General features: G+C 72.5%; 1 protein-coding gene. It reads left to right on the forward strand.

Annotated features, from left to right (window positions below; translation table 11 throughout):
* Positions 1-40: 40 nt before the first annotated feature.
* Positions 41-16,327, forward strand: a complete 16,287-nt coding sequence (locus ACLJRM_RS21070) for a type I polyketide synthase (protein ID WP_410664040.1) — start codon at positions 41-43, stop codon at positions 16,325-16,327.
* The last annotated feature ends 25 nt before the right edge of the window (positions 16,328-16,352 follow it).

The raw sequence follows: 16,352 nt of genomic DNA on the forward strand, positions 1-16,352 counted from the left end.
GCGGGCTTGTTTGACGTCACGGTGTTGCTAAGGGGCCAGAGTGGTTAACCAAGAGAAGCTCTTCGACTACCTCAAGAAGACGGCGGCCGAACTCCAGGAGACCCGCAAGCGGCTGCACAGGCTGGAGGCGGGCGAGGACGAGCCGATCGCCATCGTCGGCATGGCGTGCCGGTATCCGGGTGGGGTGGAAACCCCGGAGGACTTCTGGGAGCTGCTCTCCGACGGACGCGACGCGGTCGGCCCGTTCCCCGAAGACCGCGGCTGGGACCTCGGCGACTTCTACGACCCGGACCCGGAAAAGGCGGGCAAGTCCTACACCCGGTCCGGTGCCTTCATCAAGGACGCCAGCGGCTTCGACGCCGGGTTCTTCGGGATCAGCCCGCGCGAGGCGCTGGCGATGGACCCGCAGCAGCGGCTGCTGCTGGAGGTGTCCTGGGAAGCGCTGGAGCGCGCCCGGATCGACGTCACCACGTTGAAGGGCAGCAAAACCGGCGTGTTCGTCGGCGGGTTCACCTCGAACTACGCGATGAGCCTGGAACTGCTGCAGGGCGGCTCGGGCGAGCTCGAAGGCCATATGATGACCGGCAACCTGACTGCCGTGCTCTCCGGCCGCATCGCCTACCTGATGGGGCTCGAAGGCCCCGCGGTGACCGTCGACACCGCGTGCTCCTCGTCGCTGGTGGCCCTGCACCTGGCCTGTCAGGCGATCCGCGCCGGCGAATGCACCATGGCGCTGGCCGGCGGCGTGACCGTGCTCGTGACGCCCGGCATGTTCGTGGAATTCTCGAAGCAGCAAGGGCTTTCGGTGGACGGGCGGTGCCGCGCGTTCTCCTCCGACGCCAACGGCACCGGCTGGGCCGAGGGCACCGGCATGATCGTGGTGGAGCGGCTGTCCGACGCGCGCCGCCACGGACACCACGTGCTCGCGGTGATCCGCGGCTCCGCGATCAACCAGGACGGCGCGTCCAACGGGCTGACCGCGCCGAACGGCCCGTCGCAGCAACGGGTCGTGCGCGCCGCGCTGGACAGCGCCCGGCTGACCCCCGCCGACGTGGACGCGGTCGAGGCGCACGGCACCGCCACCACCCTCGGCGACCCGATCGAAGCGCAGGCGCTGCTGGCCACCTACGGCCAGGAACGCGACGGCGGCAAACCGTTGTGGCTGGGTTCGGTGAAGTCGAACATCGGGCACACACAGGCCGCTGCCGGCGTGGCCGGGGTCATCAAGATGGTTCTGGCGCTGCGCAACGAAAAGCTGCCGAAAACGCTGCACGTCACCGAACCAACGCCGCACGTGGACTGGTCCGCCGGCGAAGTGGAACTGCTGACCGAATCGGTCGCCTGGCCCGCCGGCGAGCGCATCCGCCGCGCCGGGGTTTCCTCTTTCGGCGGCAGCGGCACCAACGCGCACTTCATCCTCGAAGAAGCCCCGGCGGAGGAAACGCCGGACGAAGCCGCCGAGCCCGAAGCTCCGGTCGTCGCCGGCGCCAACGCCTGGCTGGTCACCGGTCGGTCCGCCGAAGGGCTCGCCGCGCAGGCGGCCCGGATCCGGGACTGGGCGGCCGCCCGTCCGAAGCTGGACGCAGACCGGATCGCCTGGTCGCTGGCCACCACCCGGTCGGTGTTCGAGCACCGCGCCGTGGTGCTGGGCGAGGATCCGCTGGCCGGGCTGGACAGCCTGGTCGCGGAGGCCCCCAGCGGCGCGGTGGTCTCCGGGGTGGGGCGCGACGACGTGCGCCCGGTGTTCGTCTTCCCCGGGCAGGGTTCGCAGTGGCTCGGCATGGGCCGGGAACTCGCGCGGGTGAGTCCGGTGTTCGCGGCGCGGCTGGCGGAGTGCGAGCAGGCGTTGGAGTCCTTTGTGGACTGGAAGCTGTCCGAGGTGTTGGCCAAAGAGCTGACCACGACGGATCTGGTGCAGCCCGCCTTGTGGGCGGTGATGGTTTCCCTTGCCGCGGTATGGGAAGCGGCGGGGGTGCGCCCGGAGGCGGTCGTCGGCCATTCGCAGGGCGAGATCGCCGCGGCGACGGTTGCCGGAATGTTGTCCGTTGAGGACGGTGCGCGGGTTGTTGCGCTGCGCTCCAAGTCTTTGAAGGCGTTGGCGGGTCTAGGCGGCATGCTGTCGGTTAACGCGGCGGCCGATGCGGTGGAGGAGCGTCTGAGCCGATGGGGCGACCGGTTGGCGTTGGCTGCGGTGAATGGTCCGGCTGCGGTGGTGGTTTCGGGTGAGCCGGAGGCGTTGGCCGGGCTGAAGTCCGAACTGGATGCCGAGGGTGTCCGGGCGCGGATGGTGGCGGTGGATTACGCGTCGCATGGTGTGCAGGTGGAGCGGCTGGAGGACGAGATCCGCGCGGTGCTGGCGGGGGTCGAGCCGCGCAAGGGCCGGGTGCCGATGGTGTCGGCGATGACGGGGGAGACCCTCACTGGTGAGGAACTGGACGCCGGGTATTGGTACGAGAGCCTGCGCTCGACTGTCCACTTCGAACGCGCGATCGCCACGCTTTCCGGACAGGGACACCAGATGTTCGTCGAGGTGTCCCCGCACCCGGTCCTGCTCGGTGCGATGAACGACACCCTGGAGGAGGTCGCGCGCGAGGCGGGCGCCGGTGCGGTGGCCGGGGTGGTCTGCGCGACTCTTCGCCGGGACGAGGGCGGCGCGGACCGGCTGGTCGCTTCGTTCGCCGAGGCCTTCGTGCACGGCGCGTCCGTGGACTGGACCAAACTGCTTCCCGTCGCGGCGCACGTCGAAATGCCGACGTATGCCTTCCAGCGCCGGCGTTACTGGCCGCAGGGCGTGCTGTCCGGCTTCCACGGGAAGTCCGGCAACGGGGACCTGTCGACGCTGGGGCTCGGGGTGCTCGGGCACCCGCTGCTCGGCGCGGCCGTGGACCTGGCGGGCGGCGCGGGCCTGGTGTGCACCGGGCACCTCTCGCCGAAGGCCCAGCCGTGGCTGGCCGACCACGCGGTGGACGGCACGATGCTGTTGCCCGGCACCGGATTCGTCGAGCTGGCCGTCCGCGCCGGGGACCAGCTCGGCTGCGGCGCGCTGGACGAGCTGACGCTGCAGGCGCCGCTGATCGTGCCCGCCGAGGGCGAGGGCTTGCAGCTCCAGGTCGTGGTGGCCGAGGCCGGCCGGGACGGCCGTCGGCCGGTGGAGATCTTCTCCCGCCCCGAACAGGCCGGTCCCGGCCAGGAATGGGTCCGGCACGCGGTCGGGACGGTCGCGCCCGCGGGCCCGGTCGGTTCCGCCGACGAGGACCTGCTGATGTGGCCGCCGCGCGACGCCACGCCGGTCGATGTCTCAGAGCTGTACCCGACTTACCTTGCCGACGTTTACGGTCCTTCGTTCCACGCGCTGCGCGCCGCCTGGCGCCGCGACGGGGACGTCTTCGCCGAGATCGTGCTTCCCGACGACGTCGCCGAGAAGGCCGGTTCCTACGGCCTGCACCCGGTCCTGCTGGACGCGGCGCTGCACGCCTCGGTCATCGCCGAGGCCGAGGCGGGCGTGCCGGAGGAGCCCGGCACGGTGCCGATGCCGTTCGCCTGGAACTCCGTCGAACTGCACGCCGCGGGCGCGTCCACGCTGCGGGTGCGGTTGCGGCTGGACGGGCAGGGCTCGGTTTCGCTGACCGCCGCCGACGCCACCGGAGCCCCGGTCGTTTCGGTGGGCTCGCTGGTGAAACGCCGCGTGCCGACCGGCCGGCTGCGGCCCGCCGACGGCGCGCTGGCCGACTCGCTGTTCGTCCAGGACTGGGCCACGCTGCCGGACGCCGCCGCTCCGGCGGGGGAGTGGGCGCTGCTCGGCACCGACCGGTTCGGCCTGCTCGACGGGCTGGGGCTGCCGGTGCGGGCGTACGCGGATCTCGCCGAACTGGCCGCGGCCGTCGAAGCCGGTGAGATCGACCCGAGCGTGGTGCTGCGGTGCGCCGGTGTGGAAGACACTGGCGCGGACATGCCGGAGACAGTGCGCCGCGTCAGCGCCGCGCACCTGGAATTGCTGCACGAATGGCTGGCAGAGACCCGGTTGGCCGGTGCGCGGCTGGTGGTCGTCACCCAAGGCGCGGTCGGCGCCGAGGTGACCGACCTCGCCGGTGCCGCGGTATGGGGCCTGACCCGCTCGGCGCAGTCCGAAGAACCCGATCGCCTGGTGCTCGCGGACCTGGGCGCCGAGCGGCTCGCGCTGCTTCCGGCGGCGCTGGGCGGCGACGAACCCGAACTGCTGCTGCGCGACGGCCGCGCCCACGGCAGGCGGCTGGTCCGGCCGGAGGGCCGGTTGTCCGCGGTCGAATGGCCGGACGGCCCCCGCGCCGATCCCGCCGCCCGCACGCTGCTGGTCACCGGCGGCACCGGCACTCTGGGCGGCCTGACCGCCCGGCATCTGGCGGCCACCGGCCGCGCCGGGGGAGTCGTGCTGCTCAGCCGTTCCGGCGCGTCCGCGGGTGTGGCCGCGCTGGTGGCCGAGCTGGCCGAAATGGGCGTGTGGGTGCGAGTTGTCGCCTGCGACGCCGCCGATCGCGCCGCGCTGGCGACCGTGCTGGCGCAGCTGCCCGAAGAGCATCCGCTCGGCTCTGTCGTGCATTCCGCCGGTGTGGTGGACGACGGCGTGATCAGCGCGCTGACGCCGGAGCGGCTGGCCGCCGTGCTGCGGCCGAAGGCGGACGCCGCCTGGCATCTGCACGAGCTGACCGCCGGGATGGATCTCGACCTGTTCGTGCTGTACTCCTCGGCGGCGGCCATGTTCGGCGCGGCCGGGCAGGGCAGCTATGTCGCCGCGAACTCCTTCCTGGACGCGCTCGCCGCCTGGCGGCGCGGCACCGGGCTCGCCGGGATGTCCCTGCAACTCGGGCCGTGGGCGCACGAGGAGGGCATCGGCCGACACCTGGACCAGCAGTCGTTGTCCCGGATCGACCGCAGCTTCATCCCTTTGAGCGGAGAAGAAGGCCTCGTCGTCCTCGACGTGGCGCTGGGCCGCGACGAGCCGGTTCTGATGCCCGCGCACCTGGACCTGCCCGCGCTGCGGGCGCTGGCCGCGGGCAGCACCGAGGTCCCGCCGATCTGGCGTTCGCTCGTCGGTGCCACCGGGCGGCGGACCGCGGTCTCGCGCGTCGCGGACGGCGCGGGCGAAGGCGAGTCCCTGCGGCGGCAGCTGGCGTCGGTCTCCGGCGCGGAACGCGGCCGGGTCCTGCTGGACCTGGTGTGCGCGCACGTCGCCGCGGTGCTCGGGCACGCCTCCGTGGAAGCGATCGACGCGAACCGGGCGTTCACCGACGTCGGCTTCGACTCGCTGACCGCGGTGGAACTGCGGAACCGGATGAACGCGGCCACCGGCCTGCGCCTGCCCGCCACGCTGATCTTCGACTACCCCACGCCGATCGCGCTGGCCGGACTGCTGCGCACCGAGCTGTCCGGCGACCTGCCCGCCGTCGCGCCGCCCCCGGCGCCGGCCGTGCGGCGGGCCGGAACGGACGAGCCGATCGCGATCGTCGGCATGGCCTGCCGGTTCCCCGGCGGCGCGGCCAGCCCCGAGGAGCTGTGGCAGCTGCTGGCGGCGGGCGCGGACGCCATCGGCCCGTTCCCGCAGGACCGCGGCTGGGACCTCGACCTGCTGAACGACCCGCTGCTGGGCTCCTTCGACCAGGCAGGCGGTTTCGTCCGCGACGCCAGCGCGTTCGACGCCGGATTCTTCGGCATCAGCCCGCGCGAGGCGCTGGCGATGGACCCGCAGCAGCGGCTGCTGCTGGAGGTGTCCTGGGAGGCTGTCGAGCGGGCCGGGATCGACCCCGCTTCGCTGCGCGGCACGCAGACCGGCGCGTTCGTCGGCGGCTACAGCTCCCGGTACGCGACGGATATCGACCTGGAAACTTCCGGCGTCGCCGAAGCGCAGTTGGTGACCGGCAACGCCACCAGTGTGCTTTCCGGCCGGTTGTCCTACACACTCGGGCTGGAAGGCCCGGCCGTCACGATGGACACCGCGTGTTCGTCCTCGCTGGTCGCTCTGCACCTGGCCAGCCAGGCGTTGCGCGGCGGCGAGTGCGGGCTCGCGCTCGCTGGTGGCGTCACCGTCACCGCGACGCCCGGCGTGTTCAGCGCCTTCGCGAAGGCAGGCGGCATCTCGGTGGACGGGCGATGCAAGTCTTTCGCCGCCGCCGCGGAGGGTTCCGGTTTCGCCGAGGGCGCGGGCATGCTCGTGCTGGAGCGGCTTTCCGACGCCCAGCGCAACGGGCATCCGGTGCTGGCGCTGATCCGGGGTTCCGCGGTGAACCAGGACGGCGCGTCGAACGGCTTGACGGCGCCGAACGGTCCGTCGCAGCAACGGGTAATCCGCGCGGCGCTGGCCAGTGCCCAGCTCTCCGAGTCCGATGTGGACGTCGTCGAGGCGCACGGATCGGCCACCACACTGGGCGACCCGATCGAGGCGCAGGCGTTGCTGGCGACCTACGGACAGGGCCGGGAACGACCGTTGTGGCTGGGCTCGGTGAAGTCGAACATCGGGCACACGCAAGCCGCGGCGGGCGTGGCCGGCGTGATGAAGATGGTGCTCGCGCTGGGACACGAGCAGCTGCCGAAGACCCTGCACGTGGACGACCCGACCCCGCACGTGGACTGGACGGCGGGCGAGGTGCGGCTGCTGACCGAGCCGGTGTCGTGGACGCCGGGGGAGCGGGTGCGCCGGGCCGGGGTGTCGGCGTTCGGCATGAGCGGCACCAACGTGCACGTCATCGTCGAAGAAGCGCCCCAGACCGACGCGGCCGAGCCGGAGCCGGACGAAACCGGGGTGCCGGTGCTGACCGGCGGTCCGTCGGCACTGCTGGTGGGCGGGCGGAGCGCGGAAGGCCTGGTGGCGCAGGCGGATCGGCTGGCCGACTGGCTGGCCGAGCGCCCGGAGCTGCCGCCGTCGGACGTGGCGTGGTCGCTGGCCACCACCCGGTCGGCGTTCGAGCATCGGGCCGTGGTGCTCGGCGACACCCACGAAGAGCTGGTTTCCGGTCTGCGCGCGGCGCCCGGCCCGCTGTCCGGGGTGGCACGGGCCGGTGGCCGGACTGCCTTCGTGTTCGCCGGACAGGGCACCCAATGGGCGGGCATGGGCCGGCAGATGCTGGCCGACAGCCCGGTCTTCGCGGCCCGGTTCGCCGAATGCGAGCGCGCCCTTTCGTCCTGTGTGGACTGGAACCTGACCGAGGCGCTCGCCGGTGAGCTGGAATCAGCGGAGATTGTCCAGCCGTTGCTGTGGGCGGTGATGGTGTCGCTGGCCGCGGTGTGGGAGGCGGCTGGCGTCGCTCCGGACGCGGTGGTCGGCCACTCGCAGGGCGAGATCGCGGCGGCGACGGTCGCGGGCATGCTGACCGTCGAGGACGCCGCGAAGGTCGTCGCCGTGCGGTCGCGGGAGCTGACCGGACTGTCCGCGCAAGGCTCGATGGTCTCGGTGGTCATGCCCGCCGAACCGGTGCGCGAACTGGTGGCGCGCTGGGGCGACCGGCTTTCCATCGCCGCGGTCAACGGCCCCGCCACCGTGGTGGTGTCCGGCGAACCCGAGGCGCTGACCGAATTCGAACGGGAACTGGCCTCGCGGCACGTGCTGCGCTGGCGGATCCCGGCGACCGACTTCGTCGCGCACTCCCCGGCGGTGGATTCGCTGGCCGAGGTGCTCGCGGCCGGGCTGGCGAGCATCGTGCCCCGCACCGGCCGGGTGCCGATGATGTCCACGGTCACCGGCGAATGGGTGTCCGGAGCCGAACTCGACGCGGACTACTGGTTCGCGAACCTGCGCCGGACCGTGCGGTTCGAGGACGCCACCCGTGCGCTGCTCGCCGCCGGTTATCTGTCCTTTGTGGAGGTTTCGCCGCATCCGGTGCTGACCGCGTCGGTGACCGAGACCGCGGAGGACGCCGGGACCGGCCCGGTGCTGACTGTCGGCACCCTGGAACGCGAAAACGCGGGCGCGCGCCGGATGCTCGCTTCGCTGGCCGAAGCGCACGCGGGCGGCCTCCCGGTGGACTGGACCGCGGTGCTGCCCGCGGGCAGCCGCGTCGATCTGCCCACCTATGCCTTCCAACACGAGCGTTACTGGCTGAGCGGCTCCGCCGCCGCAACGCCGCCCACCGGGGCGGAAACCGCCGAGGAAACCCGTTTCTGGGCCGCGGTCGAGGGCGGCGACCTGGCGGGGGTCGCGGACACGCTGTCGCTGCCCGACGAAGGCCACCTGGACGCGGTGCTGCCCGCGCTGGCCTCGTGGCGCAAGCGGGAACGGGACCGCTCGGCCACCGAGTCCTGGCGCTACCGCATCACCTGGGCGCCGGTGGCCGAACCGTCCGCCGCCCGGCTCGACGGGAGCTGGCTGGTCGTCGTGCCCGCCGCGCAGGCCGAGGACGAGCGGGTGCGGGCGTGCGTGGCCGCGCTTTCCCGCCGCGGCGCCGAGCCGGTGCTGATCGCGCTGGACGCCGCGGTGACCGACCGGGTCGCGATGTCGGCGGTGCTCGGACCGGTGCTGCGAGACACCGGCGAAGCGAGCGGCGTGCTGTCGCTGCTCGCGCTGGACGAGACTCCGCTGGCCGGGCACCCGGTGGTTTCGACCGGCCTCGCCACCACCACCGCATTGGTGCAGGGGCTGGACGACGCGTGCGTGGACGCCCCGCTGTGGCTGGCCACCTGCGGCGCGATCGCCGCCGGGGCGGGCGAGTCCCCGGCCAGTCCGGCACAGGCCCAGATCTGGGGCTTCGGCCGGGTGGTCGGACTCGAGTACCCGGACCGCTGGGGCGGGCTGGTCGACCTGCCCGCCGCGGTGGACAAGCGGACCGGCGCGCAGCTGGTCGCGGTCCTGTCCGGCTGCGACGAGAACCAGGTCGTGCTGCGACCCGCCGGGATACTGGGCCGCCGCCTGACCCACGCTCCCCGCCCGAAGAGCACGGGGACGTGGCAGACCCGCGGCGCCGCGCTGGTCACCGGCGGCACCGGCGCGCTCGGCGGCTACGTGGCCCGGTGGCTGGGCGAACACGGCGGCGACCGGCTCGTGCTCACCAGCCGGTCCGGTCCGGCCGTGGCGGGCATCGCCGCGCGGGCCGCCGAACTGGCCGAACAGGGCAGCCAGGTGGACGTGCTGGCCTGCGACGTGAGCGTGCGCGCCGAGGTCGCCGGGGTCCTCGACTGGATCGGCGACGACCTCTCCGCCGTGGTGCACACCGCGGCGGTGCTGGACGACGGCGTGATCGACGGCCTGAGCCCGGCCCGCCTGGAAACCGCGCTGTCGGCCAAGGGCGGTGGCGCCGCGCATCTGGACGAACTCACCGCCGGCCGCGAGTTGGACGCGTTCGTGCTGTTCTCGTCGGTGGTGGCCACCACGGGCGGGCCCGGACAGGCCAACTACGCCGCGGCCAACGCCTACCTCGACGCGCTCGCGGAGCACCGGCGAGGACGTGGTCTGCCCGCGTTGTCAGTGGCCTGGGGCCCCTGGGAAGCCGGGGTGGCGCAGGGCTCCGAAGCGGCGCGGCAACGGCTGGCCCGCAACCAGTGGGAAGGCATGATGGCACCGAAGCTCGCGGTGCGAGCGCTCGGCGAGGCTCTCGAGGGCGGCGACACCGTCCTCACGGTGACCAACATCGACTGGTCCATCATCCTGGACACCCCGCACTCGGCGGCGAGTCTGCTCCAAGTCCCGCTGATGCGGGATCTGCCGGAGATCCACCGGCTGGCCGCGCTCGTCGCGGACGCGCCCGCGGAAACGGCCGAGGGCGATCTGGCCGCTTCGCTGACCGGGCTCTCCGGCGCCGAGCGGACCCGTGTGGTGGCCGACCTGGTCCGAAGCATGGCCGCGCAGGTGCTCGGCTTCGGCTCGGGCGAGTCCGTCGACCCCGACCGCGCGTTCAGCGAGATGGGCTTCGACTCGCTGACCTCGGTGGAACTGCGCAACGACCTCGGCTCGGCCACCGACCTGCGGCTGCCCGCGACGCTCCTGTTCGACTACCCGACCGCCGGCGCGGTCACCGACTACCTGCTGGCCGAACTGCTCGGCGCGCTGCCCGAGCAGACCCGCGCCCCGGTCGCCGCATCGGCGGCGGCCGACGAGCCGATCGCCATCGTGGGCATGAGCTGCCGCTATCCCGGCGGAGTGGTCGATCCGGACGGGCTGTGGGCGTTGCTGGCCTCCGGCGACGACGCGATCTCCGGCTTCCCGCTCGACCGGGACTGGGACCTCGGCGCGCTGGACGAGTCCTCCTATGTCAGCTCCGGCGGTTTCGTCGAGGACATCTCCGGCTTCGACGCCGGGTTCTTCGGGATCAGCCCGCGTGAGGCGCTGGCGATGGACCCGCAGCAGCGGATGCTGCTCGAACTGTCCTGGGAAGCGCTGGAGCGGGCCGGGATCGCCCCGGATTCCCTGCGCGGCACCAGCACTGGCGTGTTCGCGGGCGGCTACTCGTCCGGCTACGGCTACGACGCGGACTTCGACGGCGCGGCGCACCTGATCACCGGCAACGCGACCAGCGTGCTGTCCGGCCGGGTGTCGTACTCGCTGGGCTTGGAAGGCCCGGCCGTCACCGTGGACACGGCGTGCTCTTCGTCGCTGATGGCCATGCACCTGGCTGCGCAGGCGTTGCGGTCCGGCGAATGCTCGATGGCGCTCGCCGGCGGCGTGACCGTGCTGGTCAGCCCGGCCGGGTTCGTCGGGTTCAGCGAGCAGAGCGGACTGGCGAAAGACGGCCGCTGCAAGGCTTTCTCCGACGACGCGGACGGCATGGGCTTCGCCGAGGGCGCGGGCCTGGTCGTGCTGGAGAAGCTCTCCGACGCGCAACGGCAGGGCCACCAGGTGCTCGCCGTGCTGCGGGGTTCCGCGGTGAACCAGGACGGCGCGTCGAACGGTCTGACCGCGCCGAACGGTCCTTCGCAGCAGCGCGTCATTCGCGCGGCACTGGCGAATGCCGGGTTGTCGCAGTCCGATGTGGACGTGGTGGAGGCGCACGGTACGGGCACCAAGCTCGGCGACCCGATCGAGGCACAGGCGTTGTTGGCGACGTATGGCCGGGATCGGGACCGTCCGCTGTGGCTGGGTTCGGTGAAGTCGAACATCGGGCACACGCAGGCGGCGGCCGGCGTGGCGGGCGTGATCAAGATGGTGCTGGCGCTGCGGGAGCGGCAGTTGCCGCGCACCCTGCACGCCGGGGTGCCGTCTTCCCAGGTGGACTGGACGGCCGGTCAGGTCGAATTGCTGACCGAGAGCACGCCGTGGCCGGCCAACGGGCGTCCGCGGCGCGCCGGGGTGTCGTCGTTCGGGCTGAGCGGCACCAACGCGCACGTCATCCTGGAGGAAGCGCCCGCCGAGGCACCCGCGGAGGTCGAGGAGCGCGAGCCGGTGCTCAGTGCCGGTGAGGCTGGGGCGTGGGTGCTGTCCGGCCGGACCGTCGAGGGCCTCGCGGGCCAGGCGGAGCGGCTGCACGACTGGGTGCTCGACCGGCCGGAGCTGTCGCCGGCGGACGTGGCCTGGTCGTTGGCGACGACGCGGTCGGTGTTCGAGCACCGGGCCGTGGTCACCGGCGATTTTCCCGCTGGGTTGCGAGATCTGGTCGCCGGGACGCCGTCGGGCTCGGTAGTTGCCGGATCGGCGCGGGCGGGAGTGCGTCCGGTGTTCGTGTTCGCCGGGCAGGGTTCGCAGTGGGTCGGCATGGGGCGTGAGCTGGCGGGGTCGAGTGCGGTGTTCGCGGCGCGGTTGGCGGAGTGCGAGGTGGCTTTGGGGTCTTTTGTGGACTGGAAGCTGTCCGATGTGCTCGAAGGCGAGCTGGAGTCGGCGGATGTGGTGCAGCCTGCGTTGTGGGCGGTGATGGTGTCTCTGGCCGCGGTGTGGGAGGCGGCTGGCGTCGCTCCGGACGCGGTGGTCGGGCACTCGCAGGGCGAGATCGCGGCGGCGACTGTTGCGGGCATGTTGTCTCTTGCGGACGGTGCGAAGGTTGTTGCGCTGCGGTCGAAGTCTCTCAAGGCGCTGGCGGGCTTGGGCGGGATGTTGTCGGTCAGCTCGGCGGCCGGTGTGGTGGAGGAGCGGATCGCCAGGTGGGGCGAGCGGTTGGCGTTGGCTGCGGTGAATGGTCCGTCCGCGGTGGTGGTTTCGGGTGAGCCGGAGGCGTTGGCTGAGCTGAAGTCCGAGTTGGATGCCGAGGGTATCCGGGCGCGGATGGTGGCGGTGGATTACGCGTCGCATTGTGCGCAGGTGGAAAGCCTGGAGGACGAGATCCGTGCGGTGCTGGCCGGGGTTTCTCCGCGGCGTGGCCGGGTGCCGATGGTGTCGGCGATGTCCGGTGAGATCCTCACTGGTGAGGAGCTGGACGCTGGTTACTGGTATGAGAGCCTGCGCTCGACTGTCCACTTCGAACGCGCGATCGCCACGCTTTCCGGACAGGGACAACAGATGTTCGTCGAGGTGACTCCGCATCCGGTCCTGTTCGGCGCGATCACCGACACTGTCGAGGACGCCGCTGCCGTGTGCGGCACGCTTCGCCGGGACGACGGCGGTGCGGCGCGGTTGCTGACCTCGTTCGCGGAAGCTTTCGTGCAGGGTGCGCCGGTGGACTGGGCGGCGGTGCTGCCGTCGGGGAACCGGGTCGAGCTTCCGACCTATGCGTTCGAACGTGAGCGTTACTGGCCGAAGGCCGCGACCGGCCGTGGCGGGGACGCGGTGTCCCTTGGCCTGGGCGCGGTGGACCACCCGTTGCTCGGCGCGGCGGTCGAATTGGCCGGCGGCACGGGTGTCCTCTGCACCGGTCGGTTGTCGGTGCGTACGCATCCGTGGCTGGCCGACCATGTGGTGGGTGGCGTGATCCTGTTGCCCGGCACCGGGTTCGTCGAGCTGGCGGTGCTGGCGGGCGACCAGGTGGGCTGCGGTCTGCTGGAAGAACTGACCTTGCAGGCGCCGCTGGTGATCCCGGCCGAGGGCGGCGTACAGGTCCAGGTGGTTCTCACCGACGCCACCGACGACGGTCGCCGCACGGTGGAGGTGTTCTCCCGCCGGGACGGAACCGGTGAAGAGTGGACCCGGCACGCCACCGGGGTGCTGGCCCCGGTCGCGGCCTCGCCGGTCGCGGACGAACTCTCGGTGTGGCCCCCGCAAGGCGCGGAAGCGATCGTCATCGACGGGATGTACACCGCCGAAGGCGCTTACGGCTACGGCCCGGCGTTCCAGACTCTCCGCGCGGCTTGGCGGCTCGACGACGAGATCTACGCCGAGGTCCGGCTTTCCGGGGACACCGCGGAGGAAGCGGACGCGTTCGGCCTGCACCCGGCGCTGCTCGACGGGGTGCTGCACGCCAGCGCACTGCTCGGCACGGCTGAACCGGGCGAGGCGCGGCTGCCGTTCGTGTGGAACGGCGTCCGGCTGCGGGCAGGCGGTGCGTCCGTGCTGCGCGCCCGGCTGCGTCGGGACGACGCGGGTGCTCTCGCCGTGCTGGCCGCCGACACCGCCGGGGCCACCGTGATCTCGGTGGACTCGCTGGTCACTCGGGCGGTTTCGCTGGAGCAGGTCCGCGCGGCCGGTGCGACGCAGCCTGACTCGCTGTTCACCGTGCAATGGCAGCCGATCGCGGAAACCGCCGCGAAGACCGGCGACTGGGCCCTCCTTGGCACTGATCGCTTCGGTGTCGCGGACGCGCTGCCGGTGACATCCTTCGCGGACCTCACGGCGCTGGCCGGGTCCGGCACGGTGCCGAGCGTGGTGGTGGTCTGCGCCGGTGGCGCCGACGAGACCGACACGGCCGAGGCCGCGCGGCGCGCCACCACCGAGACGCTGGAACTGATTCAGCACTGGCTGGCCGACGACCGCTTCGAGACGGCGCGGCTGGTGGTCCTGACCCGGCGCGGCCTGGCGACCGGCCCCGGCGAACCGGTGGCGGACCTGGCGTCCGCGGCGGTCTGGGGTCTGGTGCGCTCCGCGCAGTCGGAGAACCCGGACCAGGTCGTCCTGGCCGACTTCGCCGAGGGCAGGGACCTCGCCGTGTTGCCGTCCGCAGTGGACAGTGGTGAGCCGGAGGTGGCCGTTCGTGGTGGTGTCGCGTTGGGACGGCGGCTGACCCGTCCGTCCGGCGATCTCGTACTGCCGAAGGGCTTGTGGCGGCTGGACCCGGACACGGGCGGCTCGCTGGAGGGCCTCGCGCCGGTCTCGCTCGCCGACGCGGCGCTGGAGCCGGGCCAGGTCCGGGTGGGCGTGCGGGTCGCGGGCCTGAACTTCCGGGACGTGCTGATCGCGTTGGGGATGTATCCCGGCGGTGGCGTGATGGGCGGTGAGGTCGCGGGCCGGGTCCTGGAGGTCGGGCCCGGCGTGACCGGTTTCGCGGTGGGCGACCGGGTGCTGGGCATCGTGTCCGGCGGGTTCGGCCCGGAGGTGATCGCCGACGCGCGGCAGCTCGTGCCCATCCCCGAAGGCTGGACGGACGTCGAGGCCGGTGCTGTCCCGTCGGCCTTCCTGACCGCCTGGTACGCGCTGGTGGAGTTGGCGGGCGCGCGGTCCGGGCAGCGGGTGCTGGTGCACGCGGCCGCGGGCGGTGTCGGCATGGCCGCGGTGCGCATCGCGCGCTATCTGGGGCTGGAAGTCTTCGCGACCGCCAACCCGGCGAAGCACGGTGTGCTGGCCGGTCTGGGTCTGGACGCGGACCACATTTCCACCTCGCGCGGTGTTGAGTTCGAGCGTGATTTCCTTGATGCGACGGGTGGTCGTGGTGTGGACATCGTGGTGAACTCGCTGGCGGGCGAGTTGGTGGACGCGTCGCTGCGGCTGCTGCCGCAGGGCGGTTCGTTCGTGGAGATGGGCCGCACCGACCTGCGGGACCCGGAGAGTATCCCGGCGGGGATCGACTACCGGCCGTTCACCCTGGCGGAGGCCGGGCCGGACGGACTGCACGACATGCTGGTCCAGATCGTCGAACTGATGGCGTCCGGGGTGCTGGCGAAGTCGCCGGTGCGGGTGTGGGACGTGCGGCGGGCGCGGGATGCGTTCCGGTTCATGTCACAGGCCAAGCACACCGGCAAGATGGTCTTCACCATTCCGGCGGCTGCGGCGGCGGGTTCGGCGCTGATCACCGGCGGCACCGGGACGTTGGGCGGTCTGGTCGCCCGGCATCTGGCGTCGACCGGGCGTGCGGACGAGTTGGTGCTGACCGGCCGTTCCGGCCCGGGTGCGCCGGACGTCGCCGCGCTGGCCGCGGAGCTGGCCACCTCGGGTGCGTCAGTGCGCGTTGTCGCCTGCGATGCGGCGGAACGCGACGACCTCGCCACCGTGGTGCGCCGGGTGCCGTTGCTGAAGACCGTGGTGCACACGGCCGGTGTGCTGGACGACGCGACAATCGCGTCGCTGACGTCCGAGCGCGTGTCGGCGGTGATGCGGCCCAAGGTCGACGGTGCGTGGAACCTGCACGAGCTGACCAAGGACCGCGAGCTGGACGAGTTCGTCCTGTTCTCCTCGGCGGCTTCCACCTTCGGTGCCGCCGGGCAGGGCAACTACGTCGCGGCGAACTCCTTTTTGGATGGTCTCGCGGCGGACCGGCGCGCGGCGGGGCTGCCGGGCACGTCGCTCGCCTGGGGTTTGTGGGCCGAAGCGAGCGCGTTGACCGGACAGCTCAGCGACAGCGAGCGCTCCCGCATCAACCGCGGCGGGATCGGGGCGCTGAGCGCCCAGGACGGCCTTGAGCTGTTCGACCGTGCGCTGGCGCGGGACGAATCCGTGCTCGTGCCCGCCCGGCTCGACGTCGCGGGCATGCGCTCGAAGGTCCGGACCGCCGAGGACGTGCCGCCGCTGTGGCGCGCGCTGGTCACCGGCGGCCCGGCTCGGCGGGCGGCGGTGTCCGCCGGCGCCGGTGGCGCCGATTCGTTGCGGCAGCGGCTGGCCGGACTGTCCGAACAGGACCGGGACCGCGCACTGGTCGACCTGGTGCGCACCCACGTGGCGGCCGTGCTCGGGCACGGGTCTTCGGAGGCGATCGACGCGAACCGGGCGTTCACCGACCTGGGCTTCGACTCGCTGACCGCGGTCGAACTGCGCAACCGGCTGAACACAGCGACCGGACTGCGGCTGCCCGCCACGCTGGTCTTCGACTACCCGAACGCGGTCGAGCTGGCCGGTCTGCTCCGGGACAAGCTGGTGCCGGACCTCGAAGCGCCCGACGGCGCGCAGGCGGCCGAGGACCAGCTCCGCGCCGCGCTCGCCGCCGTTCCGCTGGCGAGGTTCCGCGAAGCGGGGCTCATGGAGGGGCTGCTGCGGCTGGCCGGCGTCGAGGATTCGGCGGCCGAAGAGGACGCGGGCGACATCGACGAGCTGGACGCGGAGAGCTTGATCCGCCTGGTGCTCGAAACCGACAGCGAATGACCGTGACGATGCGCGACGAGTGGGA

Source organism: Amycolatopsis sp. lyj-84 (assembly GCF_046549075.1).
GTDB lineage: Bacteria > Actinomycetota > Actinomycetes > Mycobacteriales > Pseudonocardiaceae > Amycolatopsis.